Here is a 24,504-nt window from a genome sequence, read left to right as displayed (position 1 = left end):
TCAAATCGATTGCGGCCGCTTGACACCTGTCAAAATGTGGCTTTCATCACGTTCCGGCAGGTGGAATTCCTAAGAACGCGGTTACCGATCGGTAGCGGTCCGCGCTAGCACTCGGCCGCATCGGAAACATCCGGCGGCACAAGCGATTAGGCGTCAGTCCGGTTGCCCGTCTGGACGGGTGTCCAGACGGCGGCCGTGCCACCGCAGGCGGAGCAACATCAGCTGCCGGTGTGCCTGGAACCCCAACGCCAGCGGGTCGGCCCAGGCGCGGCGACCCGGCGTACCACGTCCGGTATCGGTATCCATACGGCCATTGTCCAGAAGCTGGGCAACCGCGCACGTCACGCGACGGGACGCCGACATGTCGGTCCGGTGAAGATTTGCGGACACCGCTGGTCACGTCACAAGAAGCTCACGGCGACGGTGTCCATGAGCACATACGCGGCGATCGCGAAGACCAGGTAGGCGAACCAGCGCTGCAGTCGCCCGGTGTCGAGCCGGGTGCCCAGGTGGCCGGCGACCAGCGAACCGACGATCGCGGTACCGACGAACGCCGCGGTGACCGTCCAATCGATGCTGGTGCCGCTGAGGTGGGACAGCAGGCCCGCCAACGAGTTCGCGACGATGATGAGCAGCGAGGTACCGATCGCGATGGGCATCTCCACCCCGAGCATCAACACGAGCGCCGGAATGATCAGAAAGCCGCCGCCGACGCCGAAGAGTCCGGTGAGCAGCCCGACGAGGAAACCCGCAGGAATCGATCTGGAGGCACAGCGGCGCCAGTCGATGCCGGAATCACCGACTCTGCAGGCGGTACCGGTGCCGCCGTTGTCCTGCAGCATCCGGATTCCGGCGAGCACCATGACCGCGGCGAAGCCGACGAGGAGCACCGGCTGCGGCAGGTGGCGGCCGATGGCGCTGCCGATGAAGGTCGCCGGGATACCGGCCGCCGAGAAGACTGCGGCCAACCGCCATTGGACGTGGCCGGCCCGAATCTTCGGCAGCGCGCCCACCGCCGAGGCGATGCCGACGACCAATAGCGACATCGGAATCGCCTGCTCGATGCCGAGCCCCAGCACATAGACCAACGCCGGTACCGCCAGAATGGAACCTCCGCCGCCGAGCAGGCCGAGCAGGACGCCGATGACGGCGCCCAGGCCAAGGGCGAGAACGATATTCACGGAACGTCACTCTCCTCAAACGGAAACGGCGGGACGCGTCGCGCGCATGCGCGCGACGACATCTCGGTCAGTGCGTCTTGGCTGCGATCTGGGCACGCACATCGGCCATGTCGAGCGCCTTGACCCGGGTGATCAGATCCTCGAGCGCCGCGGCCGGCATCGCACCGGGCTGGCGGTACACGAGGATGCCGTCGCGGAACGCCATGATCGTTGGGACCGCCTGGATTTCGAGCGCCGCGGCAAGCTGCTGCTGCGCTTCGGTGTCGACCTTGGCGTGCACCACATCAGGGTGCGACTGCGCCGATCGGTCGAAAACCGGAGCGAATGCACGACACGGACCGCACCACGACGCCCAGAAATCGATGAGAACAATGGGATTGCCGGTGATGGTCGCCTCGAAGTCGGCGGCGGTCAGGGTTTTGGTGGTCATGACGAATTCCTTTCATGGTCGAGCAATTACCTTGCTAAGCAAGGCCTTTCAACATCAGATTCCAGTACATGAACGGCAGTCCGTACTTCTTCAGGTACCAGTACGCCCGGTGCGGGATGACCGGATCGAGCAGCGGGAACGACGGCTTCAGGTTGAAGTCGTAGTCGAATTCGGCGAGCAGCATCGCGTCCGACGACGTGACGATCGGGCACGACGAGTAGCCGTCGTACGACGCCCCCAGCGGACGGCCGGTCAAGAAGGAGTCGATGTTCTCGACCACCACCGGGGCCTGCTTGCGGATCGCGGCGCCGGTCTTCGAGTTCGGCGACGAACCGGCGTCACCGAGGCTGAAGACGTTGGGGTACCGCACGTGCTGCATGGTGTGCTTGTCGATGTCGACGTAGCCCATGGCGTCACCCGTCGACAGCGCGCTGCGTTTGATCCAGTCCGGTGCGGACTGCCGCGGCACGGCGTGCAGGACGTCGTACGGCAGCATGGCGTCGGTTCCGCCCTCCCCCACACTGGTGACGCCGACCTTGTGCGACGCCGCGTCGACCAGGGTCACCTCGGAGTTGGTGTGCAGGGTGATGTCGTAGTCGGCGATCACCTTGTCGAGACTGTCCGCGATCGCGGGAATCCCGAACGGCCGCGCGCCCGGCATGACCAGGTGGACGTCAATGTCCTTGAGCACGCCCTGTGACCGCCAGTAGTCGGAGGCCAGATACGCGATCTTCTGCGGAGCGCCGGCGCACTTGATGGCTCCGGAAGGCATGGTGAACACCGCGGTGCCCGAACGCAGGTTCCGGATGAAATCCCAGGTCCGGGGTGCGAGGTCGAAGCGATAGTTCGAGGAGACTCCGTCACGTCCCAGGGTCTCCGCCAGTCCCTCGGTGCGATCCCAATCGAGTTGGATGCCTGGACAGACGACGAGCGCGTCGTACTCGTAGGTGGTGCCGTCGGTACAGGTGACCGTGTTGGCATCGGGATCAAAAGCGCTCGCGGCCTTCCGGATCCACGTCACTCCCTTGGGCATCACCGAGGACTCGGCGCGTTCGGTGGCGGCAGCCCGGGCTTGTCCGCCGCCGACAAGGGTCCACAGCGGTTGGTAGTAATGCTTGTCCGAGGGTTCGATGACCGCGACGCCGGTGTAGCCCTTACGCCGCAGCCGGGCCGCGACCGTGATGCCGGCGGTGCCGCCGCCAACGATCACGATCTGGTGTTTGGCAGTGATGGTCATAGCTGTGATGTCTCCTGTCTTCAGGCGTTCTCGACGGCTTGTGCCCAGGCGCCATACCCGCCCAAGATGTCGCTGACGTCGTCGAATCCGTTCCGCCGCAACAGACTTGCCGCGACCGACGAGCGGTAGCCGCCGGCGCAATAGACCACGGTCGGTTTGGCGGGGTCGAGCTCGCCGATCCGGGCGGGCAACTGGCCCACCGGGATGGCGACGGCGTTCGGGATGGTGCCGGCCGCGACCTCGCCGGGGTTGCGGACATCGACGATCTGCAGGTTCGGCAGCTCGGCGGCCCTTTCGCCAAATGCCTTGGTGGTCAACCTCGATGCCACCTGCACGTCATTCTGGTGCGCGACCAGCGCCGCGTACGGCTCTGCCACGTAGCCGATCACCCGGTCGAAGCCGATCCGGGCGAGCCGGTTCTTACCCTCGAGCTCCTCGCCGGGCTCGGTGAACAGCACGATATCGACGTCGGACGGCAGGACTGAGCCGGCGAACTCGGCGTAACGACCTTGCAGGCCGATGTTGACCGCGCCGCGCAGGTGACCCTGCGCGAATTCTTCGGGGCCACGGCCGTCCACGAGGACAGCGCCGGCGTCGATCGCCGCGCGAGCCTGCTCATAGGTCAGGGCCGACGGCATCTTGGTCTCGTCCAGCAGCTCGCGATCCTTGCGGTTGAGGATCGCGTCGTAGACGAAGTAACCCGGCGCGGGCGGCTGCCCTTCGGTGACGAGGTTCATGAACGTCGCCTTATCGGCGGCACGTAGTGCGTAGTTCGTCGCCTTCTGGTCGCCGATCGTCGACCACAGATCGGTCGACAGATTCTTGCCGCAAGCCGAGCCCGCGCCATGCGCCGGATACACCCGCGTCGCATCGGGCAGCGTCATCAGTTTGTTGTGCAGCGACTCATACAGCTTGTCCGCCAGTTCTTCTCGCGTGAAACCGATCGAGGCCAGCAGGTCGGGGCGACCGACATCACCGATGAACAGAGTGTCCCCGGTCATGACGCCGTAGGGCGTCTGGTCGTCGGCGTGCTCGTACACCACCACGCTCATCGACTCCGGGGTATGCCCGGGCGTGTGCCGGAACTCGAGCGTCACGTCGCCCAGCGAGTACCGCTCACCGTCGGCGACACCGACCGACTCGAACTCGGTCTCGGCGACAGCCGAGTAGACGATCTTCGCGCCGGTGGCCTCGGCGAGCTCGAGGTGACCGGAGAGGAAGTCTGCGTGAAAGTGGGTCTCGATGACCAATTCGATGGTCAGCCCAAGCTCCTTGGCATCGGCAAGGTACCCGGCCACATCGCGCTGCGGGTCCACAACGACTGCGCGGCCGGTGGTTTCGTCACCGATCAGGTAGGACGCGTGCGACAGACAGTCCAGGTAGTACTGCTGCAGGATCATCGTCGATCTTCTTTCTCCTCATTGGGTAGCACCACTCTGAGCTATACCCTCACGGGTATTCAATATACCCCCGGGGGTATCTTATTCCAACTTACGAAAATACGGGTGGGGGTATTTTTCGCGCTCTCCTGAAAGCTACCCCGACCCATATGCCCGGCCTAGAGACTTAGGTCCCGCACCGCTGCCTGCTGCCCGCGCTACCTCAGCGTTGCGGGTCACCGGCGCTGTACCGACCAGTGATAGGTGCCGCCTATCGGTGCATCTGAAATGCCGATCACCAACGCCGTCTCTCGGCCTGATCCGGCCGATTGTGAGGATTAGATTGGGAGAATGACCACTGTCAGCGACAACGACGTCGATGCCACCTACGACGAACACGACGTAGCGGTCACGGGGGCGAAGCACGAGGCCGCCGGCGTCAAGGCCGTGATGGTCAGCATGCGCCGCACCATCGAGCAGATGGGGCCGCTGCGCACCGCGGAAACGTTGACCAAGATCAACCAGCGGCACGGCTTCGACTGCCCGGGCTGCGCGTGGCCGGAGGAACACGGCGGACGCAAGCTGGCCGAGTTCTGCGAGAACGGCGCCAAAGCCGTCGCCGAGGAGGCGACGCGGCGCCGCGTCACCCCGGAATTCTTCGCCCGGCATTCGGTCGCCGAACTTGCCGAGAAGCCCGAATACTGGCTGTCCCAGCAGGGCCGCCTCACGCATCCGATGGTGCTGGCGCCCGGCGACAGCCATTACCGTCCGATCGACTGGGCCGACGCCTACCGACTGATCGCCGACGAGCTGAACGCCCTCGCCAGCCCCGACGAAGCGCTGTTCTACACCTCAGGCCGCACCAGCAACGAGGCCGCCTTCCTGTACCAACTGCTCGCGCGCAGTTTCGGCACCAACAACCTGCCGGACTGTTCCAACATGTGCCACGAGTCGTCGGGCACCGCGCTGGTCGAGTCGATCGGCATCGGCAAGGGCTCGGTCACCGTCGACGACGTCATCCACGCCGACTGCATCGTCATCGCCGGACAGAACCCGGGCACCAACCACCCGCGCATGCTGTCGGTGCTGGAGAAGGCAAAAGCACGCGGCGCCAAGATCATGGCGATCAACCCGCTGCCCGAGGCCGGACTGATGCGGTTCAAGGACCCGCAGAAGGTGCACGGCGTCGTCGGCCACGGGGTGCCCATCGCCGACGAGTTCGTACAGATCCGCATCGGCGGCGACATGGCGCTGTTCGCCGGCCTGGGCCGGCTCCTGCTGGAGGCCGAGGATCGGGCGCCCGGAACCGTGGTGGACCGCGATTTCGTCGACCGGCACTGCGCCGGCTTCGACGACTACGAATCCCGAACCCGTGCAGTCGATCTGGACATCGTCACCGCGGCCAGCGGCATCAGCCGCGACCAGTTGCAGCGGGTCGCCGACGCGTTGGTCCGCTCGGAGCGCACCATCATCTGCTGGGCGATGGGCCTGACCCAGCAGAAGCACGCCGTGGCCACCATCGGTGAGGCCACCAATCTGCTGCTCATGCGCGGCATGATCGGAAAGCCCGGGGCGGGCGTGTGTCCCGTGCGCGGCCACTCCAACGTGCAGGGCGACCGGACCATGGGCATCTGGGAGAAGATGCCCGAAGAGTTCCTGGCCGCGCTGGACGCCCGGTTCGGTATCACCTCCCCGCGCAAGCACGGTCACGACACCGTCGACGGAATCCGGGCCATGCGTGACGGGCACGCCAAGGTCTTCATCGGCATGGGCGGCAACTTCGTCTCGGCCACGCCCGACACCGACGTCACCGCCGCGGCGATGCGCAATTGCGCTCTGACGGTACAGATTTCGACGAAGCTCAACCGCAGCCACGTCATCCACGGCCGCACCGCACTGATCCTGCCCACCCTCGGCCGCACCGACAAAGACTTCCAGGCCGGAGGTAAACAGGTGGTGTCGGTGGAGGATTCGATGTCGATGGTGCATCTGTCGCGCGGTGGCCTGACCCCACCCAGTGACCAGGTGCGCAGCGAGGTCGCGATCGTCTGCCAGCTGGCCCGGACCCTGCTCGGGCCGGCGCACCCGGTGCCGTGGGAATCCTTCAACGCCGACTACGACGGCATCCGCGACGCCATCGCCGACGTGGTCCCCGGCTGCGCCGACTACAACACCCGGGTCCGCCGGCCGGACGGCTTCCAGCTGCCTCACCCGCCCCGGGATTCCCGCGAATTCCCCACGCACACAGGCAAAGCCAATTTCTCGATCGAGCCCCTCGAATGGGTGCCCGTGCCCGAGGGCCGGCTGGTGCTGCAGACCCTGCGCAGCCACGACCAGTACAACACCACCATCTACGGCCTGGACGACCGCTACCGCGGCGTCAAGGGCGGCCGGCGCGTGGTGTTCGTCAACCCGGCCGACATCGCGGCGCTCGGCCTGGCCGAGGGCAGCCGTGTCGACCTGGTCTCCGAGTTCGACGGCCAGGAGCGCCGTGCGAAAGACTTTCTGGTGGTGCCCTATTCGACGCCCGCGGGCAACGCCGCGGCCTACTACCCGGAGACCAACCCGTTGATCCCGTTGGACCACACTGCCCGGAAATCCAATACGCCGGTGTCCAAAGCCGTGGTGATCAGGCTGGAACCGTGGGTCGGGTAACCGCACGGCGCCGAGCCGAACACGTCACCGCCGGCGGCGCGGTCTCCCGCCCGGAGACCCTGGCTGTCGAAGAACCCCTGGAAATCCGGGTCAACGGCACTCCCCTCACCGTCACCATGCGGACGCCGGGCTCGGATGTCGAACTGGCCCAAGGGTTTCTGCTCACCGAGGGCGTCATCGCGCACCGCGACGACATCGCCCGCGTCGCCTACTGCCGCGGCGCCACCGAAGACGGCACCAACACCTACAACGTGCTCGACGTGATGTTGGCACCGCACGTCCCGCCGCCCTCGGTCGACGTGACGCGCAATTTCTACACCACCTCGTCGTGCGGCGTGTGCGGCAAGGCGTCGATCGACGCCGTCCGGACCGTCAGCCACTACTCCCCCGGCGACGACCCGACGACGGTCACCAACGCCACGCTGTCGGCCCTGCCCCAGCAGCTGCGGCAGGCCCAGAAGGTGTTCAACAGCACCGGCGGACTGCACGCCGCCGCGCTGTTCAGCGCCGACGGCGAGATGTTCGTCGCCCGCGAGGACATCGGCCGCCACAACGCGGTCGACAAGGTGATCGGCTGGGCGCTCGAGCAGGGCCGCGTTCCGCTGACCGGCACCGTCCTGCTGGTCAGCGGCCGGGCCTCGTTCGAACTGACGCAGAAGGCCGTCATGGCCGGCATCCCGGTGCTCGCCGCGGTGTCCGCACCGTCCTCGTTGGCAGTCGACCTGGCCAGCCAGGCCGGGCTCACCCTGGTGGCGTTCCTCCGCGGCGAGTCGATGAACGTCTACACCCGGCCGGACCGCATCGCCCGATAGCGGTGAAACGAAAAAGCCCCCGCCGCGGCGGGGGCTTTTCCATTGGAGAGAACTATGCGCTCTTGTCGCGACGCTCCGAGCGCGGGGCCTTGCGCGGCACGATGGTCGGCAGCACGTTGTCCTGCACGGTTTCCTTGGTGACGACCACCTTGGCGACGTCGTCGCGGCTCGGGATGTCGAACATCACGGGCTGCAGGACCTCTTCCATGATGGCGCGCAGGCCACGGGCACCGGTGCCGCGGTGAATGGCCTGGTCGGCGATGGCATCGAGGGCGTCGCCGGTGAACTCCAGCTCCACCCCGTCCATCTCGAAGAGCCGGACGTACTGCTTGACCAGGGCGTTCTTCGGCTTGGACAGGATCGACACCAGCGATTCCTTGTCCAGGTTGGTCACCGACGCCACGACCGGGAGACGGCCGATGAACTCGGGGATCAGGCCGAACTTGATCAGGTCTTCGGGCAGCACCTCGGCGAAGTGGTCCTGGGTGTCGATCTCGGCCTTGGAGTGCACCTCGGCGCCGAAGCCCAGACCGCGCTTGCCGACCCGGTCGGACACGATCTTCTCGAGGCCCGCGAACGCACCGGCCACGATGAACAGCACGTTGGTGGTGTCGATCTGGATGAATTCCTGGTGCGGGTGCTTGCGACCGCCCTGCGGCGGTACCGACGCCTGCGTCCCCTCGAGGATTTTCAGCAGGGCCTGCTGCACGCCCTCGCCGGACACGTCGCGGGTGATCGACGGGTTCTCGCTCTTGCGGGCGATCTTGTCGACCTCGTCGATGTAGATGATGCCGGTCTCGGCGCGCTTGACGTCGTAGTCGGCGGCCTGGATCAGCTTCAGCAGGATGTTCTCGACGTCCTCGCCGACGTAGCCGGCCTCGGTCAGCGCGGTCGCGTCGGCGATCGCGAACGGCACGTTGAGCATCTTGGCGAGGGTCTGCGCCAGGTAGGTCTTGCCGCAACCGGTCGGCCCGAGCATCAGGATGTTCGACTTCGCGAGCTCGACCGGCTCACCCCGGGAGTCGCGCGACTTCTCCTGCGCCTGGATGCGCTTGTAGTGGTTGTAGACGGCCACGGCCAGCGTCTTCTTGGCGTTGTCCTGACCGATGACGTAGCCCTCGAGGAAGTCCCGGATCTCCTGGGGCTTGGGCAGCTCGTCGAGCTTGACGTCGTCGGCGTCGGCCAGCTCCTCCTCGATGATCTCGTTGCAGAGATCGATGCACTCGTCGCAGATGTAGACGCCAGGTCCAGCAATCAGCTTCTTGACCTGCTTCTGGCTCTTTCCACAGAACGAGCACTTCAGCAGGTCACCGCCGTCTCCGATGCGCGCCATGGGGTGAGGCCCTACTTTCTCCGGTCGCCGTCAGTCGTTACACCAGATAGTGGGTTACTGCGGGTGTGATCCCGACGCTACCCGTTCGCTCCGTCGCGGTGCGACCGAAAGGGTCGAATCGCTCCGGTGGTATTTATCCGTGTGCAGGAGAACATAGCCCGATCGGTGGCTTGCCACCCCTCGGCGCGCTGACCGTGATTCTGGCGTGTCTTTCCGGCGCCGGGTGGCGTTGGCTCGGCAGGCCTCTGATCAGGGCTGTTCACCTATCCGCAACCCTACCGTGTGCACATCGAAGCTGCCGACGCATTTCGCGGCCAGCGCAAGCACCCGACCCGTGCGGGCTATCCCTGGAGCCGACCGCCCAGCTCGTCGACCGGCACCGCCACCGTGAGCGGGCCACCGTTGCCCGCAAGCTGGCTCTCGCCGAAAAAGAAGGTGACGGCGTCGTCGGTGAGCGCGAAGTTCCGGTACGAGGCGCGGTCCGGTTCGATCAGCGCCGCGTTGCGCGCCTTCAACGCGCGCTGCACCACCGGCGTCAGGATCGCCACCGGATCGGAGCCCGGGCCGAACAGCGAGTCGATGGTGACCGGTCCGCCGGCGCCGTACGTGAAGGTCCGGTACCGGATGTCGGGATGTCCTTCGTGGGCCAGGCCCGTCGGGTCGACGACCTTGAGCACCAGGCTCTGGCTCCGCGCCGAGCGGTACACCGTCCGCGTCACGGTCTCCGTGTACACCCGGCCGCCGCCGAAGTCGGCGACCCAGCCGACGAAACCGTCGCGGTCCTGGGCCAGAAAATCCGCGACCGCCCGCTGGTCCGGATAGTCGACCGGGAAAGCGACGGTCCGTTCGTATCCGGTACCGACCTCATGGATCCGGCACATGCCGGTGGCGTCGGGTGTCCCGCCCAGGGCACCACACGCCTGCTGCGCCGACGCCGCCGGCGCGACGCTCAGGAACGTCACCACCGCGGCCAGGGCAAGAACCGAAATCCTCATGCCCACATGGTTCGCCGCAGCCCTTGGCAGATTCTTGGCGTGCCCTACCGGAGTTCGAGGGTGAATTCATGCGCGCCGATGCGGATACGGTCGCCGTCGAACAGGTTGGTGTTGGCCTCGATGCGCGTGCCCTGCACGTACACGCCGTTGGCCGAGCGCAGGTCCACCATCACCGGTCCGGTGCCCGCGTCGACGATGACGGCGTGGTGGCGGCTGACGTCTGCCGCGTCGAGCACGATGTCGTTGTCGGCCAGGCGACCGATGCGGGTCGCCATCGCGCGCAAGGCAAACCATTGCCCGGACGCGTCGCGCAGCCCCGCCCGGGATGCGGTCGACCGGGTCGAGCCGGACCGCAGCCGGCCGATGGTGTGCACCGCCGTCGCCTGCGCGGCGCCCTGTACGTCGAGTGGTTCCTGACGCAGAATGCGTTGCTGCAGGGCACTTATCGCCGAGCCGGGATCGATACCGAGGTCCTCGGCCAGGATGGACTTCACGCGGCGGAACGCGTCGAGCGCGTCCGCCTGTCGTCCGCAGCTGTAGTACGCGGTGATCAACTGCGCCCACAGGGGTTCGCGGTACGGGTGTTCGGCGACGAGGGTCTCCAGTGGGCCGATCACCAGAGCAGCCTGGCCACAGGCGATTTCGGCTTCCGCACGGGCGGTCTCCACGGAAATGCGCTCGTCGACCAGCGCGGCCGCGACGGCATCGACGAAGGCGAAGTCGGACAGGTCGCCGAGGACCGGACCCCGCCACTGCGCCAGAGCCGCCGACAGGTGTACCGCCGCGGACGGGAACTGACCGGCGGCCGCCGCCCGTACCCCGGCGACCTTCTCCTTCTCGAAGCGCCCCAGGTCGGTCGCGTCCTCCGGCACGTCGAGTCGATATCCGGGCGGGGCGGCGGCCAGGGTCTCCCGCGGCATTCCGGACTCCGCCAGGATCTTTCGGAGATTGGAGATGTAGGAGTGCAGCGCGGTGCGGGCGGCCGCGGCCGGTGACTGCTCCCATACCGCGTCGATCAACGCGTCCACCGACACCGGGCGGCCGCGGCTCAGCAGCAGCATCGCGAACACCGCGCGCTGCTTGGGTGCGCCCAGCGAGACGACGCGGTCGTCGACGGCCATCCGCAGCGTGCCCAGAACACCGAAATCGATTCCGGTCGGCCGCATGGGCCGAGGGTATCGGGTGCTATCGGCCGATGCGGGCTATTGCCAGTTCCGCGAACGTCTTCAGCGTTTCGCACCGCCACACGTAACTGCCCGTGACGCGATAGATCCGTTCGCCCGTCAACAGCACCGTGAGCGTCGTCGACGGCGGCGTGACATTCGGTTCGTACGTGCAGACCGCCTTGAGGCCCACGCCGTCGACCGCGGTGGCCCTGGGCCACTCGGCCACCTGGCGGAATGTCGTCGCGGCGTCCCACGGGAACGCATCGGCGAACCGGACGTCGGATTCCAGGCTCCGCCGCCCCAGTGGCTCGTCGAAAGCCCGGTAGACACAAGACAATTCGGGCAGTTGGGTCCGGATCGGTTCGGCCGTCGCCGGACCGTCGAGAAAGACCGCGGCTTCGTCGGGGTGCACCCAGCCGCAGGCCTCGGCGGTCAGCTGGTCGTCGGCGTGCGCGGCCGGCGACAGGGTGGCCGCGGCAGCGACGGCCACCAGCGCGGACGCGAACCGCCTCATGACCGGTAGCCCTCCGCGAATGTCATGGCGTCGACGACGCGGCCGTCGTTCACGGTGGGGCCGAGCAGCACCTTGGTGGCGTTGACGGCTGGGTCGTAGGCCATCAGCGCCGTCGACGGGCTGCAGCCGCTCGTCGACTTCAGGATCAACGAGTCGCCGGACGCCCCGACGACGTCGATGTTGTTGCCCGCGCCCGGCACCCGGACCCGTTCGGTATGCCCGTCGGCGGTCACGCGGGAGAGGAAGATGACGCCACAAGCACCGAGCGACTGCACGAAGGTGCCGCTGGGCAACTGCCAGGCGTCGATATCGCCGTAGTCGCCGTCGAATCCCGGTTCGTTCTTCGCGTTGTTGACGGCGGTGAGCGCGGTCGGCGCCGAGCCGTCGATCGGCACCTTCCACAGCTGGCTTCCGGCGGACTTCTGCGCCGTGCAACTGGCGACGAAATCCGTTGGTGCCAGCCACCGCGTCGTCCGGCAGACGGCGCCGGGCATCGGTACCGGCAGCACCCGCCCGACGGTGCCGTCATTGCCCATGAGCACGAAGCTGTTGTCCGTTCGCGGGGCCGCGTCGTTGCGCCGGTTGGCCGTCGACAGCACGAGCGTCGTGCCGTCGGGGGTTTCCAGGTAGTCGCCGCCGAATCGGCCGGCGCCGGCGAGGTTCTCGGTCGGGTAGGTCAGTTGCACGTTGCCGGCGAGGTCGACGCGCTGCAAGGTGCTCGGCTGGTCCTGGCTGCTGCTCGACAGCACGATCGCCTGGCCGTTCGGGCGGCTGAAACGGGCGGAGGCGCGCGTCGGGAAGGACGTCTGGTGGCCGGTGTGCAGATCGACCACGATGACGGTGTCGTCACCCATCGAGAACAGCGCCCGACCGCCGTCACCCGACCAGTCCAGCAGATGCGGCTTCCACCCCTTGTCGTTGGGCGCGAACGTCGTGATGGCGTACCGGTGCCCCGCCGGATCGATCAGGTACAGGGTGTCGGCGGCCTTCTCGGGCGGCGCCTCGTCGGGCGCGGGCCGCTCACCCGGACGGCGTGCGGCGACCGGATTCCAGGTGGCCAGGGTCCAGCCGTCACCGACCTGGTTCCACGGCACCTGCATCGCGGCATCGGGAGTCGGATTCGCCTGGGCCACTGGCAATCCGACCGTCAGGGACACGGCCAGGGCGGCCGAGGCCAGAGCGGCGGCGGTGCGGTGTGGGTGTCGACTCATGGCAGGTCCTGTTCGAATGGCCGGAATTCGTGGTCGTGTCACAGGGTGCGGTGGTCGTCTTGGTGAATTCTTGGCGCGCGCCGAGCGGCGGCCTTCGACATTCGACATAATGTTCCAGCTGCGTCAATTAGTCTTCTTGCCGGGGAGGACCACTCCCCGGCGATCAACGCACGCAATCGAATACGGGAAGGCCACCGCGCGATGAATCACCCCAGCCCCGCCACGACCGCCACCGCGCGCCGACGGCTCCAATGCCTGCCGCTGGCGGGCGTCGTCGCGGCCGCCTGCGTCCTGACACCGAACGGGCAGCTCGCCATCCAGTCGCACGCCGCGCCCATCAGCGCCCCGCGCCTGGATAGTCGCGCGGTCCAGTTCGCGGCGTTCGTCCAGGAGATGACAACCCGCGAGCAGGAGTTGCGCGAGCAGATCACGGCCGCCGCGGCGACGGACACGTTCGCGGGGCCGGTGCCCCTGGCCGCCACCGACCCTCTGGCCACTGCCGGCGGTCTCGTCGTCGACGTGATCAAAGCCCTCGGGGTGGCCGTGGTCGAGGCGGCCAAGAGCACCGCGGTATCCGTGATCTCCATACCGCTGGTGATGCTGAATCGCGCGGCCACCGATCCCTTCTACCTTCCGTGGTTACCGATCGCGTTGGTGTCGTATGCGTTCACCCTCCCGTTCCAGGTGGTGGGAACGTTCGCATACGACTTGGTCGCGAACCTGACTCAGGTGGTGACGGCGCTGGTCCCGGCTGCCGCCGCCCCGGCAGCGGCAACCGCGAGCCCGGAGTCCGCCGCCGCGACCCCGTCCCCGACCGCGGCCAACCCGGTCCAGCAGGCCATCGAAACCGTCAAGACGCGGGTGACCGATGCGGCCGGTGCCGCCGGCTCGACGTTGGCGGCGGTGCCGTCTGCGCTGACATCCGGACTGCAGCTGCCGTCGGCACTCGCTCCGCTCGCGCCCATCGCCGGCGCGGCGTTCGCGGCGCTGTCACCGGCCATCGCCGTCGCGAACTTCATCTCGGTCCTGGTGACGGGCAAGGCGCTGCCGTTCAAAGTGGTGAAGCCGGAGCTGCCGTCCACCGTGTCGGTGGCGTCGACCACGCCGCGCGCGACGGCCGCGACGGACAAGGCGTCGGAGCCGGACTCCCCCGCGACCGGTAACGCCGGCACGAACGACGCCGCCGCCGCCGAGAAGCCGTCCACCCAGACCGAGAAGAAGCCCACCAAGTCCGTCAGCAAGTCGCGTACCAAGCGGACTTCTCCGACGCCGACCGCAAGCACCCCGTCGACGCCGGCCAAGACGACGGACGGGACCGACGATGCGTCCACCAAGCCCGGTGGCGATCCGGCGCCGGCCACCAAGCCGGAAAAGCCCGACACCAAGCCGGACACCAAGCCGGAGAAGTCCGAGTCCGGCACCGACAATTCGTCGTCAGCGCAACACGATTCGACGAAGGGCAAGAAGGCGACCGACAAGAAGGCCAAGGACAAGAAGGCCGCCAAGGGCGGCGCGTCGTCCGGCGGCGCGAAGACTGCCGCAGCCAAGGGCTGAACAAACGTCAGCGGCCGCCAGCCTGAACAGGCTGGCGGCCGCCGTACGTTGTGGGACTCAGGCCTTCTGGGCCGAGAGCTTGCGGTACTCCAGGACCGTGTCGATGATCCCGTAGTCCTTGGCGCCGGTCGCGGTGAGGATCTTGTCGCGGTCGGTGTCCTTGCGGATGGTCGCGGCATCCTTGCCGGTGTGCCGCGCCAGCGTCTCCTCCATGAGGGTGCGCATGCGCTCGATCTCGGCGGCCTGGATTTCCAGGTCGGAGAACTGCCCCTGGATGACGCCACCGAGCGACGGCTGGTGGATCAGCACACGGGCGTTCGGCAGGGCCATGCGCTTGCCCGGCGTACCGGCGGCCAGCAGCACCGCAGCGGCCGAGGCGGCCTGACCGAGGCAGACCGTCTGGATGTCGGCGCGGACGTACTGCATGGTGTCGTAGATCGCCATCAGCGAGGTGAACGAGCCACCCGGCGAGTTGATGTACATCGTGATGTCGCGATCGGGGTCCTGCGACTCGAGCACCAGCAGCTGGGCCATCACGTCGTTGGCGGACACGTCGTCGACCTGGGCACCCAGGAAGATGATGCGCTCGTCGAACAGCTTGGCGTAGGGGTCGACGATGCGCTCACCGAGGTGGGTGCGCTCGCTGAACTGCGGCAGGATGTAGCGGGCCTGCGGAGCCAGCTCCGGGTTCAGATGCTTGGAGATCACTTCGAGGCTCCCTTGCCGCCGTTGAGGTTTGCACGGGTGATGATGTGGTCGACGAAGCCGTATTCCAGCGCTTCCTGCGCGGTGAACCAGCGGTCGCGGTCGGAGTCGGCCTCGATCTGCTCGATGCTCTTGCCCGTGAATTGGGCGTTGAGCCGGAACATTTCCTTCTTGATGACGTGGAACTGCTCGGCCTGGATGGCGATGTCCGCTGCGCTGCCGGTGACGCCACCGAGCGGCTGGTGCATCAGGATGCGCGCGTGCGGCAGCGCATGTCGCTTGCCCTTGGTACCGGCGGCCAGCAGGAACTCACCCATCGACGCGGCCATGCCCATCGCGTAGGTGGCGATGTCGCACTCCGACAACTCCATGGTGTCGAAGATCGCCATGCCGGCGCTGATCGAGCCACCGGGCGAGTTGATGTACATGTGAATGTCCTTGGACGGGTCTTCGGCCGTCAGCAGCAGGATCTGGGCGCACAGCCGGTTGGCGATGTCGTCGTCGACCTGCGAGCCCAGGAAGATGATGCGCTCGGCAAGCAAACGCTCATAGACCGAGTCCGTGAGGTTGAGCCCCGGTGCGCTTGAACGCATGTCAGTCACGACTGGATACCTGCTTTCTCGAGTTCGTCCACACGACATTAACCAACGGCCGACGGCCGCGAGTCCCCGACGCGGTCTAGTTCGCTCACAGCGTCACAGTCGCCGGAGAGCGGACGGTGCCGCAGGCATCAGTGAAGACACCTGCGGCACCTGTACCACGATCAGAGTTCGAGGACTCAGTCCTCGTCCTTCGCCTTCTTGGCCTTCTTCTCTTTGGCCGGCTTCTCGTCCTTGGCCTCGGCCTTCGCCTTCTTGGCCTTGGCGGGCTTCTCGTCCTCGACGGCCTCGGGCTCGTCGGCGGCGGGAGCGTCGGCCTCGTCGGCAGCCTCGGCGACCTCGGCCTCGGCGGCGTCGCCGGCCGGGCCGAAGAACTCCGCGGTGTCGACGGTGTTGCCGTCGGTGTCGGTGACGGTCGCACCGGAGACCACAGCGGCGATCGTCATGCCGCGACGGATGTCGGCGAACATGGACGGCAGCTGGTTGTTCTGCTGCAGGATCTGGATCAGCTGCTGCGGCTCGATGCCGTACTGGCGGGCCATCAGGGCGATGCGCTCCATCAGGTCACCCTGGCCGACCTTGACGTCCAGCTCGTCGGCGATGGCGTCCATCAGCAGCTGGGTCTTGACGGCCTTCTCGGCGTTGGCGCGGGTGTCCGCGTCGAACTCTTCGCGGCTGCTGCCCTGCTCCTTGAGCTGCTCCTCGAACTTGGCCTCGTCGTGGTCGAGTCCGTGGATCGCGTTGTGGACGGTCTCGTCGACGGTCGCCTGGACGATGGCCTCGGGCAGCGGCACCTCGATCCGCTCCAACAGGGTCTCGACGGCCTTGTCGCGGATCTGCTCGGCCTGGCCGATCTGCTTCACCCGGCGCACCTGGGCGACCAGGCTCTCCTTGAGCTCTTCGATGGTGTCGAACTCGCTGGCCAGCTGCGCGAAGTCGTCGTCGGGCTCCGGCAGCTCGCGCTCCTTGACCGACTTGACGGTAACGGTGACCTGGGCTTCCTTACCGGCGTGCTCGCCGGCGGCCAGCGTGGTCGGGAATTCCTTGGACTCGCCGGCCTTCAGGCCGATGATGGCCTCGTCGAGACCCTCGATCAGCTGACCGGAGCCGATCTGGTGCGACAGGCCCTCGGTCTTGGCCTCCGGCACGTCCTCACCGTCGACGGTGGCCGACAGGTCGAGCGAGACGAAGTCGCCGTCGGCGGCCGCGCGGTCGACCCCGGTCAGGGTGCCGAAGCGGGCGCGCAGGTTCTGCAGTTCGGCGTCGACCTCGTCGTCGTTGATGACGATCGGGTCGACGGTGATCGTGAGGGCCTTCAGGTCCGGGAGGGTGATCTCCGGGCGGACGTCGACCTCGGCGGTGAAGACGAGCTCGTCGTTGTCCTCGAGCTTGGTGATGTCGATCTCGGGCTGGCCCAGCGGCTTGACGTCCTGGGCGGTGACGGCCTCGCCGTAGCGGGCCGGGATGGCGCTGTTAACGACCTGCTCCAGCACCGCGCCGCGGCCGATGCGGGCCTCGAGCAGCTTGGCCGGGGCCTTGCCGGGACGGAAGCCGGGCAGGCGGACCTGCTTGGCCAGCTCCTTGTAGGCCTGGTCGAACTCGGGTTGAAGCTCGGTGAAGGGCACCTCCACGTTGATGCGAACCCGGGTGGGGCTCAACTGCTCCACGGTGCTCTTCACAGCGTTACTCCTTGTTTTTTGATACTTGCCATCAGTCGGTGGTCGGGGTGACAGGATTTGAACCTGCGGCCTTCCGCTCCCAAAGCGGATGCGCTACCAAGCTGCGCTACACCCCGTGCCTCGTCGCGGTCGCATTACCGCGGTCGAGATACTACGTCCTAGACACGCGACACCATCAATTGGATTGGCGGCCGCTGTCCCGGTACTGTCTGCCGGTACTGTGATCGCAGCAGTGCACGCGGGCGTAGCTCAATGGTAGAGCCCTAGTCTTCCAAACTAGCTACGCGGGTTCGATTCCCGTCGCCCGCTCCAGAGGACCGGCCTGACCAGGCCGGTCCTTTTGTTTTGGGGCCCGTTTTCTGACGCCGCGCCCCGCGCGCGGACCGCGCTGCCCGACGACGGCGCGACAGCGGTGCGCCCGCCGAAAAATGACTTTGCCCGGTAGCGTCCGATATTTATTGACCGAGCAACCAATATATCGCTTCCATACGCGCGGCGATTCCGCCGAATTCTGGGAGTTTCCTGCCAATTCGATGCAAATTGCCGCAATATCGATCGGCACCCGATTTTCCTCTAAAAGCTGCAGTTCACAGACTTTTTATGGAGAAATTCAGGACACACTGGCAAATAGTTTTGCCATCCGAGTCGAGACTCGACAGCGGCGGCGGTATAAATGCCCGATGACCGCGTCGATCATCTCTTCGTACCGCCGGAACCGGCGGCCCGTCGACGTGGGTTCAGAGGTTGCTGGAAGCACGTGGCGGGACCCGAAGAGATACCTGTGGCTACTGGTTCCGTCCGCCCCCGGCGCGGTGACGCTGTCCTGGCTCCTGGTGTGGACCACGCGGCTGCACTTCTTCTGGTGGACCGCGCTCTTCGTGATCCTGGTGGCGGGGCCCACCGCCGATCATCTGCTGGGGCGGGAGAAGGGCGATCGCGCGCCCGACCGCATCCTGGCCGAGCTGCAGCAGGACAAGTTCTACCGGTTCGCCACCCACATGTTCCTGCCCACGCAGTACCTCGCCCTGGCTTTCGGCTGCTGGGTATGGGCCGGCGGCGGGTGGGTCACGTTGACGTTCAGCGACAAGCTGGGGCTGATGATGGCGGTCGGCCTGTCCGGCGGTATCGCCAACAACGCGGCCCACGAGTTGGGCCACCGGCGCGACCGCGCCGAACGGTGGCTGAGCAAGCTGGCGCTCGCCCAGAGTTGGTACGGCCAGTTCTACGTCGAACACAACCGCGGACACCACGTCCGCGTCGCGACGCCGGAGGACCCGGCCAGTGCCCGCTTCGGCGAGAACGTGTACTTCTTCGTCGTGCGGTCGGCCGTCGGCAGCACCCGATCGGCCTGGCAAATCGAGACGAAACGCCTTGACCGCCAAGGCCGTTCACGTTGGAGCGTGCACAACGACGTGCTCAACGCATGGTTGTTGAGCGTCATCCTGTTCGCCGGGCTGGCACTGTGGTTCCGGCCCGTGGTGCTGCCGTGGCTGTTCGGCCAGGCGCTCATCGGCATCTTCCTGCTGGAGGCCATGAACTACCTGTCCCACTACGGGCTCCGCCGGCAAAAATTGCCGTCGGGCCGCTACGAGCGACTGCGCCCGTCGCACAGCTGGAACAGCAACACCGTGATCATGAACGTGTTCCTGCTGCATCTGCAGCGGCACTCCGACCACCACATCGACCCGTCACATCGCTACCAGGTGATCCGGCACGCCGAGGATGCGCCGCAGCTGCCGAGCAACTACACCGCGATGCTGGTCCTCAGCCTCGTTCCGGCGTTGTGGCGCCGCGTGATGGATCCGCGCGTCCTTGCCCTCTACGACGGCGATGTCCGGCGCACCGCGCTGAGCCCGCGGCAGCTGCAGCGGTTGGCGCCCGACGGCAGCTAGCGCTGCCGGCCGTGCCCCTCGAACAGGTTCCAGGACTGGCTCCCCCGCACCACGTGCAGGTAGTACGCGTAGTTCGCGGTCGACATACCGATGGCGGCAAGACCGAATCCGATGGCACGGGCGAGGGAATCCGACACGTTGAGGACGACGAGCACCACCTCCACCGCGACGAAGATCCCGAGCAGCGTCAGCCCCTTGCGCCACATGCCCTTGACGAAGAAGTAGATGGGGCCGAACAGGAAAGCCAGGATGTTCGAGGTGAGCTTCACCCGCTCCAGGAACGTCAGGGCCTTGTAGGCGGCCTTGGACTCCGGCGTCGAGTTCGGCAGACCGTAGGCGTTGAAGAAGTCGAACCGCTTCTGCCACGACGGGGACACCGTGCTGCTGGGAAGTTGCTGTGACACTTCACCAACATTAACGGCCGTGCAGTTTTGTTTGTGCGCTCGGGTCTCCCCGCGCGCCTAGCTGCTACCCGGAATCGGCCGCGCCACGCCGTTGGTCGTGCGAATGACGTTGAACTGCGGCGGATTGGCCGGGGCGGGGGCTTCCGAGCTCGCCGTCGCGGTCGCGGTGGCCGACGGTGACGCGGCGGGCGGAGGCGCCGGGGCCGGTGCGCTGGCCGGCGGCGTGTACTGCCGGGCGGGCGGCGTGTAGGTCGTCGGAGCCTGGGTCGTCGCCGTCGAGGGACGGGTCGGTGGCGCGGGCGCGGGCGCGGGGCTCGGGGGCGCGGTCGTCGTCGGCGTGGGGGCCGGTGCAGGCGCAGGTGCCGGAGCCGGTGTGGTGGTCGTCGAGGCCGACGATGTGGCGGCGGGAGCCGACGTGGTCGAGCTGGTGGGGGTGGCCGGGGGCTCAGGCGCGGGCGGCGGGATCTTGAATCCGGCGAGCGATCCGATCCCCAACAGGATCAACAAGATGAGGACAGCACCGCCCCCGATTATCAGCACCTTGCCGGTGTCGGTGGTGAACCAGCCCGTCGGTGCCGATGCGGTGTGAGCGTTTGCCACCGGTTCGGTCTCTGCGTCTGCCATAAGTCGATCTCCTCCCAGCAGGGTGCCGGGAGCGTATCCCGTAAATCAGCAGGTCGCGACTCATAGTGAAGCCATTTTCCCAGGTCGGTGGCGTGTTCACAGGAACGTAACGTGCGCGCCTCGCACCGCGCCCACCCATATGCCCCAGCGATTTGCCAGCGTTTACGCAGTAGACGTTTATCCGGCGACCCGGTACACCGTCACCGGCCGGGTGTGCGCGGGCCGGCTGCCGTCCGGTGTGAACAGCGGCGCCCGTTCCAGCCGGCGCCGCATCGCCGCCAACGGAATCGGCTCGGCTCCCGTGCCGCCGGACAGGTGGAACAGCAGCTCGGTCAGCTCGCAGACCTCACCGGCCGTGCAGCCGGCGCCGAACATCGCCGCGACGGTCGCGGGGTCCGACAACAGTCGCTGCGACACCGTCGCCGCGGTGTCCCTGATCATCGCGTTGTGTCCGAAGGGCAGCGGCGGCACGGGTTCGCCGGTGCGCACCACGAGAACGTCGTCGTCGCCGGGTTGTGCGCGCATCACGTTCACCAGTGACACGGTGTGGCCACGCTCGTCGCGCTGCGGGTCGGACACGACGAGGGCCACCGTCGGCGGACCCTCGATCGGCTCGGCGCCGGCCCGGTCCCGCAGCGCGCGGTGTGCCGCCGCCGCGACCGTCTCACCGTTGGCCGCATCGAGCACCACACCGGGTAGCGCCCAGTCACCCTGATGAGGTTGACGCTGTCGACGCGCGAGGATGAGCCCCGGCTCGTCGCCGGGGCTCACCGCGAAAACGTCGACGCTCAGCCAGGTGGCCGGCGACTCAGCCATGACGGGCGTCCTCCTCGCCGGCGGCGTATGCCGCCCACTCACGTCGCACGGTAGCGCGCACCTCCGCGAAGGTCACCGGGTTGACGACGACGCCGTCCTCGAACACCGTCCGCATGGCGTCCGTGGTCTCGACGACACCGGCCGCGCCCTGCACCAACGTCAGGCGCCCCCGCTCGTCGCGGATGACCGCCAACCGGCCCCGTGCGCTGCGCTTGCCCGGGTCGGTGACCGGCGCCTTGGCGATGTCCCGGCCCCGACCGTCGATCTGCACCCAGGTGGCCTTCATCGCGATGGAGAACGTGTCGCGCGTGACGTATTGGTATGTGTACGAACCGAATCCCAGTACCGGCGTGGTGGACACATAGCCCTGGGCCGCCAGGTTGGCGGTGATGGCATCGGCTCGGTCGTGGGTGATCGAGTCGCCGTAGATGACGCCGATGTGCGGATCCAGTTCCCGGTAGCCGGCCGTGTTGACGGTGCCGCCGAACACCTCCCACAGCAGGTTCACCACGCCCTTGTTGGCAGGGCTGCCGACCGGGGCCTGTGGGTCGCCGCACAGGATGCGTTCGGGGTCACCGCTGTCCGGGCGGATCACCACCTTGCCGTCGCGCGCGATGATCGTGTCTTTCAGCGCGGGCAGGATTCCGGTGCAGACGTGCCACAGGTCCCAGGTGTCGCTGACGATGGACACGATGCCGGTCGGGTACAGGTCCAGCAGCCGTGCGAACGTGGCGACCTCGTCGTCCCGGGTGCCCGCGCACATGACGCTGTGCTCGGTGGCCGGCACGCTGCCGCCGATCACGGTGCCCTCGGGCGAGCCCGGGTAGTTCCGGTCGATCCAGCCCAGTGCGGGCAGGCAGTCGGTGCCGGTGAACGCCAACAGGTGCGCGGCACCCGAGGCGGCGGCGGCCGCGCTGCCGGCCATGCCCCGGAAGGAGAAGTCGTGCCCCTGCCAGTCGACGGCGGCCGGGTCGGCGCCGGTGTCGCGCGCGCGGGCGTCCAGCAGCGTCCGGTTGCGCCACGCGGTGGTCGCCGACGTGATGGGCTGCCACAGCGCGGCCGACATCTCGGTCTCGATGTAGTTGGTCAGCCAGAAGAATTCGGGCGCGGTGTTCTCGACGGTCAGGTACGGGACGCCGACCGGGACGATGGTGCCCTCCGGCAGCGCGCGCACCCGCAGCGGCAGTCTGCCGTACGCGTGCAGCTGCCGGATGTGTTCGGCGCCAACGTCGTTGGGCCCCAACACCTGGGTGACCCGCTCCACGTAGGCTCGGCACACCTCGTCGATGTCGGCGGCGAAGAATGCGTTCCACCGCTGATTCAGGTCGCGCAGGTACGCCTGCAGGCCGAAGAACGCCGTCCAGCTCACGCCGGGGATGCGGCTGCCGCGGGCCGTCAGGTTGGAGTAGACGTACTCGGTGCCGGCCGGGTACTGGCGCCGGTGGTCCAGCTTGTAGGCGTCGGTGTCCATCAGGACGTCCAGGGCCGCAATGGTTTCCGGCCGGTACGTGGTGGTTGCTTCGATGGTCATTGGGAAAGTCCTCAGGTCAAGGTGGTCAGTGCGCGGACGATGAACGGTTCCAGCGGCTGGACGTGCACACCGTCGGGCGTGGCGCGGGAGTCGGTGCTGGTGACGGATGCGTAGCCGGCGAGGTTCTCGCGCCAGCGGCCGGTGAAGCAACCGTGACTGACCCACAGATGCAGGGCCAGCTCGGGCCGGCTTGCCCGGATGGCATCGGCCAGCCCGGCGAAGGTGCCGCCGCCGTCGCAGATGTCGTCGATCACCAGCAGTCGGCCGCGGTCCGGCAGACCCTCGGGGGCGACGAACCCCGACAACTTGCCGTTGGCCGGATTGCGTTGTTTCCCAGCGACATACAGCGGCACACCCAATCGGGACGCCACCCGGCCGGCGCGGTCGCGGGCCCCCTTGTCGGGTGCGACGACGCCCGCCCAACCCGGGTGGTGCGCGGCGCAGCCCACCAGGTCCACGGCCTCGATGACGGTGACGGCCGCTCCCCCGCGCCGGGCCTCGTCGGCCCAGACCGGTGAGTGCGGGTCCACCGTCACGATGTGCGCGACGCCTGCCGCGGCGGTGAGCCGGGCGGCGACGCGGGCGTCGTCGGTCGGGTCGTGATCACCGCGGGCCGACGGCAGGTACGGCGCCACCAGCACGGGGGCATCGGCCGACCGGTTGCGGTGGAAGGCCGCCCACTGCCCGACCGCTGCGTAATCGATTGCACCGCAATGGTTCCAGACGACGGGGCGCAGTCCCGGGCCGAGCGGTTCCAGTTCACGGACCGCGGTGTCGCCACCGGGATAGCTGGTGACGATTCCGGGTGCGGTCGCCAGCACACCGCGTTCGGTGTCGAAGACGTGGAATGTCAGGTTCATGACGACGACCGTAATAGATATGGACATAAATGTCCATATCTATGTGACGGTGGTCATCGGTAAGCTGCCTCCATGGAGTTCGTGCTCATCCTGATCGTCATCGCGGCCATTGGGTTCTTCCTGTTCAGCAGGCAGAACAAGGCCAACAAGGCTGCCGCGCTGGCCAACGCGAAAGCCGACGCCCGGCGCGTCATCGAGATGCTCGGCGGCCAGGTGTTCAACCTGACCGGCACCGATGACGCCTCACGCCAGGCCCTGGCCGACGCGTCCGAGCGCTACAACGCCGCCGCGTCGCAGATCGAACAGGCCACCACCGCCCAGCAGGCGGCCTTTGCGAAACAGAGCGCGATGGAAGGGCTGTACTACGTGCGGGCCGCCCGGACCGCCATGGGCATCGACCCCGGTCCCCCGCTGCAGGAGCTGGCCGGCCAGCGCGGCGCGGGTTCGGTCACCGAGGACCGCCGAATCCAGTTCGACGGCAGGCAGATTCAGGCCTCACCGGGCCCGACGGCCGCCACACCGAATTACTACCCCGGAGGCCGGGTCGCCGGACGCCCGGTGCCCGAGGGCTGGTACTCCGAGCCGTGGTGGAAGCCGGCGCTGGTCGCCGGGGCGTGGGGTGTGGGTTCGGTGCTGTTGTTCGACGCACTGTTCGACGGCATGCACGGAGTCAGTTACGGCGCATCGGGTTTCGAGTCCGGATACGGCTCGGGATTCGACCAGGGCTACCAGCAGGGCCTCGATCAGAGCCAGTTCGCGGACTCCGGCCAGGGCCAGGACGTCAGCTGGAACGACAACAACGGCGGCTGGGATGCCGGCAGCAGCAGTTGGGACTCCGGGAGCAGCGACTCGGGTAGCAGCTGCGGTGGTGGCGGCAGCAGCTGCGGCGGTGGTTGCGGTGGCGGCTGCGGCGGTGGCGGCGACTAG

General features: G+C 67.4%; 23 protein-coding genes and 2 tRNA genes. 6 read left to right on the top strand and 19 right to left on the bottom strand.

Annotated features, from left to right (window positions below; all coding sequences use genetic code 11):
* Positions 1 to 153 precede the first annotated feature (153 nt).
* The 5 genes from VXD91_RS00565 to VXD91_RS00545 form a co-directional block, all read right to left on the bottom strand.
* Positions 154 to 306, bottom strand: coding sequence for a hypothetical protein (locus tag VXD91_RS00565; protein ID WP_020102196.1), 153 nt, complete (start codon positions 304 to 306; stop codon positions 154 to 156).
* Between the two features lie 95 nt (positions 307 to 401).
* Positions 402 to 1,181 (bottom strand): sulfite exporter TauE/SafE family protein, encoded by a 780-nt coding sequence (locus VXD91_RS00560; RefSeq protein ID WP_212812321.1) that lies wholly within the window; start codon positions 1,179 to 1,181, stop codon positions 402 to 404.
* A gap of 67 nt (positions 1,182 to 1,248) precedes the next feature.
* Entirely contained in the window at positions 1,249 to 1,611 is a 363-nt protein-coding gene (gene trxA / locus VXD91_RS00555) for a thioredoxin (RefSeq protein WP_212812322.1), read from the bottom strand.
* A gap of 34 nt (positions 1,612 to 1,645) precedes the next feature.
* Positions 1,646 to 2,848, bottom strand: a complete 1,203-nt coding sequence (locus VXD91_RS00550) for an FAD/NAD(P)-binding oxidoreductase (protein WP_346414373.1) — start codon at positions 2,846 to 2,848, stop codon at positions 1,646 to 1,648.
* Between the two features lie 20 nt (positions 2,849 to 2,868).
* Entirely contained in the window at positions 2,869 to 4,248 is a 1,380-nt protein-coding gene (locus VXD91_RS00545) for an MBL fold metallo-hydrolase (RefSeq protein ID WP_346414372.1), read from the bottom strand.
* Between the two features lie 330 nt (positions 4,249 to 4,578).
* Here VXD91_RS00545 and VXD91_RS00540 point away from each other — a divergent pair, with 330 nt between their 5' ends.
* Both VXD91_RS00540 and fdhD read left to right on the top strand, forming a co-directional pair.
* Positions 4,579 to 6,882 carry an FdhF/YdeP family oxidoreductase gene (locus tag VXD91_RS00540; protein ID WP_212812325.1) on the top strand — a complete coding sequence of 768 codons (2,304 nt, stop codon included), beginning with the start codon at positions 4,579 to 4,581 and terminating at the stop codon, positions 6,880 to 6,882.
* Positions 6,870 to 7,694 carry a formate dehydrogenase accessory sulfurtransferase FdhD gene (gene fdhD, locus VXD91_RS00535; RefSeq protein ID WP_212812326.1) on the top strand — a complete coding sequence of 275 codons (825 nt, stop codon included), beginning with the start codon at positions 6,870 to 6,872 and terminating at the stop codon, positions 7,692 to 7,694. Before VXD91_RS00540 ends, fdhD begins: the two co-directional genes overlap by 13 nt.
* Positions 7,695 to 7,746: 52 nt before the next feature.
* On the opposite strand, the gene clpX is transcribed toward fdhD, so the two are convergent.
* From clpX to VXD91_RS00510, 5 genes are all read right to left on the bottom strand, one after another.
* A complete protein-coding gene (gene clpX, locus VXD91_RS00530; RefSeq protein WP_346414371.1) occupies positions 7,747 to 9,027 on the bottom strand; it encodes an ATP-dependent Clp protease ATP-binding subunit ClpX in 1,281 nt (426 codons plus the stop codon).
* Between the two features lie 341 nt (positions 9,028 to 9,368).
* Entirely contained in the window at positions 9,369 to 10,022 is a 654-nt protein-coding gene (locus tag VXD91_RS00525) for an RsiV family protein (RefSeq protein ID WP_346414370.1), read from the bottom strand.
* A 44-nt stretch (positions 10,023 to 10,066) separates the two neighbouring features.
* Positions 10,067 to 11,188 (bottom strand): BTAD domain-containing putative transcriptional regulator, encoded by a 1,122-nt coding sequence (locus VXD91_RS00520; RefSeq protein WP_346414369.1) that lies wholly within the window; start codon positions 11,186 to 11,188, stop codon positions 10,067 to 10,069.
* Positions 11,189 to 11,207: 19 nt separating this feature from the next.
* Positions 11,208 to 11,702 (bottom strand): hypothetical protein, encoded by a 495-nt coding sequence (locus VXD91_RS00515; protein ID WP_346414368.1) that lies wholly within the window; start codon positions 11,700 to 11,702, stop codon positions 11,208 to 11,210.
* On the bottom strand, positions 11,699 to 12,913 hold the full coding sequence (locus VXD91_RS00510) for a hypothetical protein (protein WP_346414367.1): 1,215 nt from the start codon (positions 12,911 to 12,913) through the stop codon (positions 11,699 to 11,701). Before VXD91_RS00510 ends, VXD91_RS00515 begins: the two co-directional genes overlap by 4 nt.
* Before the next feature lie 201 nt (positions 12,914 to 13,114).
* On the opposite strand from VXD91_RS00510, the gene VXD91_RS00505 reads away from it, so the two are divergent.
* On the top strand, positions 13,115 to 14,467 hold the full coding sequence (locus VXD91_RS00505; protein WP_346414366.1) for a hypothetical protein: 1,353 nt from the start codon (positions 13,115 to 13,117) through the stop codon (positions 14,465 to 14,467).
* Between the two features lie 57 nt (positions 14,468 to 14,524).
* Here VXD91_RS00505 and VXD91_RS00500 read toward each other — a convergent pair whose 3' ends face one another.
* The 4 genes from VXD91_RS00500 to VXD91_RS00485 form a co-directional block, all read right to left on the bottom strand.
* Positions 14,525 to 15,160, bottom strand: coding sequence for an ATP-dependent Clp protease proteolytic subunit (locus VXD91_RS00500; protein WP_318985673.1), 636 nt, complete (start codon positions 15,158 to 15,160; stop codon positions 14,525 to 14,527).
* A gap of 11 nt (positions 15,161 to 15,171) precedes the next feature.
* On the bottom strand, positions 15,172 to 15,765 hold the full coding sequence (locus VXD91_RS00495) for an ATP-dependent Clp protease proteolytic subunit (protein WP_346414475.1): 594 nt from the start codon (positions 15,763 to 15,765) through the stop codon (positions 15,172 to 15,174).
* A gap of 185 nt (positions 15,766 to 15,950) precedes the next feature.
* Complete coding sequence (gene tig, locus VXD91_RS00490) at positions 15,951 to 17,450, bottom strand: trigger factor (protein ID WP_346414365.1); 1,500 nt, start codon at positions 17,448 to 17,450, stop codon at positions 15,951 to 15,953.
* A 39-nt stretch (positions 17,451 to 17,489) separates the two neighbouring features.
* Positions 17,490 to 17,566, bottom strand: a tRNA-Pro gene (locus VXD91_RS00485).
* Positions 17,567 to 17,688: 122 nt separating this feature from the next.
* On the opposite strand from VXD91_RS00485, the gene VXD91_RS00480 reads away from it, so the two are divergent.
* Both VXD91_RS00480 and VXD91_RS00475 read left to right on the top strand, forming a co-directional pair.
* Positions 17,689 to 17,762, top strand: a tRNA-Gly gene (locus tag VXD91_RS00480).
* Between the two features lie 368 nt (positions 17,763 to 18,130).
* Positions 18,131 to 19,342: an alkane 1-monooxygenase gene (locus VXD91_RS00475; protein WP_346414364.1), complete on the top strand. Its 1,212-nt coding sequence runs from the start codon at positions 18,131 to 18,133 to the stop codon at positions 19,340 to 19,342.
* Here the strand turns inward: VXD91_RS00475 and VXD91_RS00470 are convergent.
* The 5 genes from VXD91_RS00470 to VXD91_RS00450 all read right to left on the bottom strand — a co-directional run bounded on the left by VXD91_RS00470 (position 19,339) and on the right by VXD91_RS00450 (position 23,577).
* Positions 19,339 to 19,746: a DUF2628 domain-containing protein gene (locus VXD91_RS00470; protein ID WP_346414363.1), complete on the bottom strand. Its 408-nt coding sequence runs from the start codon at positions 19,744 to 19,746 to the stop codon at positions 19,339 to 19,341. The genes VXD91_RS00475 and VXD91_RS00470 overlap by 4 nt on opposite strands.
* Before the next feature lie 57 nt (positions 19,747 to 19,803).
* Positions 19,804 to 20,370 (bottom strand): hypothetical protein, encoded by a 567-nt coding sequence (locus VXD91_RS00465; protein ID WP_346414362.1) that lies wholly within the window; start codon positions 20,368 to 20,370, stop codon positions 19,804 to 19,806.
* A 177-nt stretch (positions 20,371 to 20,547) separates the two neighbouring features.
* A complete protein-coding gene (locus tag VXD91_RS00460; RefSeq protein WP_346414361.1) occupies positions 20,548 to 21,186 on the bottom strand; it encodes an NUDIX domain-containing protein in 639 nt (212 codons plus the stop codon).
* The gene (locus VXD91_RS00455) at positions 21,179 to 22,717 is read right to left on the bottom strand and encodes a nicotinate phosphoribosyltransferase (protein ID WP_346414360.1); all 1,539 of its coding nucleotides are present in this window, start codon (positions 22,715 to 22,717) and stop codon (positions 21,179 to 21,181) included. Before VXD91_RS00455 ends, VXD91_RS00460 begins: the two co-directional genes overlap by 8 nt.
* An 11-nt stretch (positions 22,718 to 22,728) precedes the next feature.
* A complete protein-coding gene (locus VXD91_RS00450) occupies positions 22,729 to 23,577 on the bottom strand; it encodes a phosphoribosyltransferase family protein (RefSeq protein WP_346414359.1) in 849 nt (282 codons plus the stop codon).
* A gap of 72 nt (positions 23,578 to 23,649) precedes the next feature.
* Between VXD91_RS00450 and VXD91_RS00445 the strand changes: the two genes are divergently transcribed.
* A complete protein-coding gene (locus VXD91_RS00445; RefSeq protein ID WP_346414358.1) occupies positions 23,650 to 24,504 on the top strand; it encodes a DUF1542 domain-containing protein in 855 nt (284 codons plus the stop codon).

The sequence above is a fragment of the Mycobacterium sp. SM3041 genome, assembly GCF_039668335.1.
Lineage (GTDB): Bacteria > Actinomycetota > Actinomycetes > Mycobacteriales > Mycobacteriaceae > Mycobacterium.
This window is presented reverse-complemented; position numbering and strand designations above follow the sequence as displayed.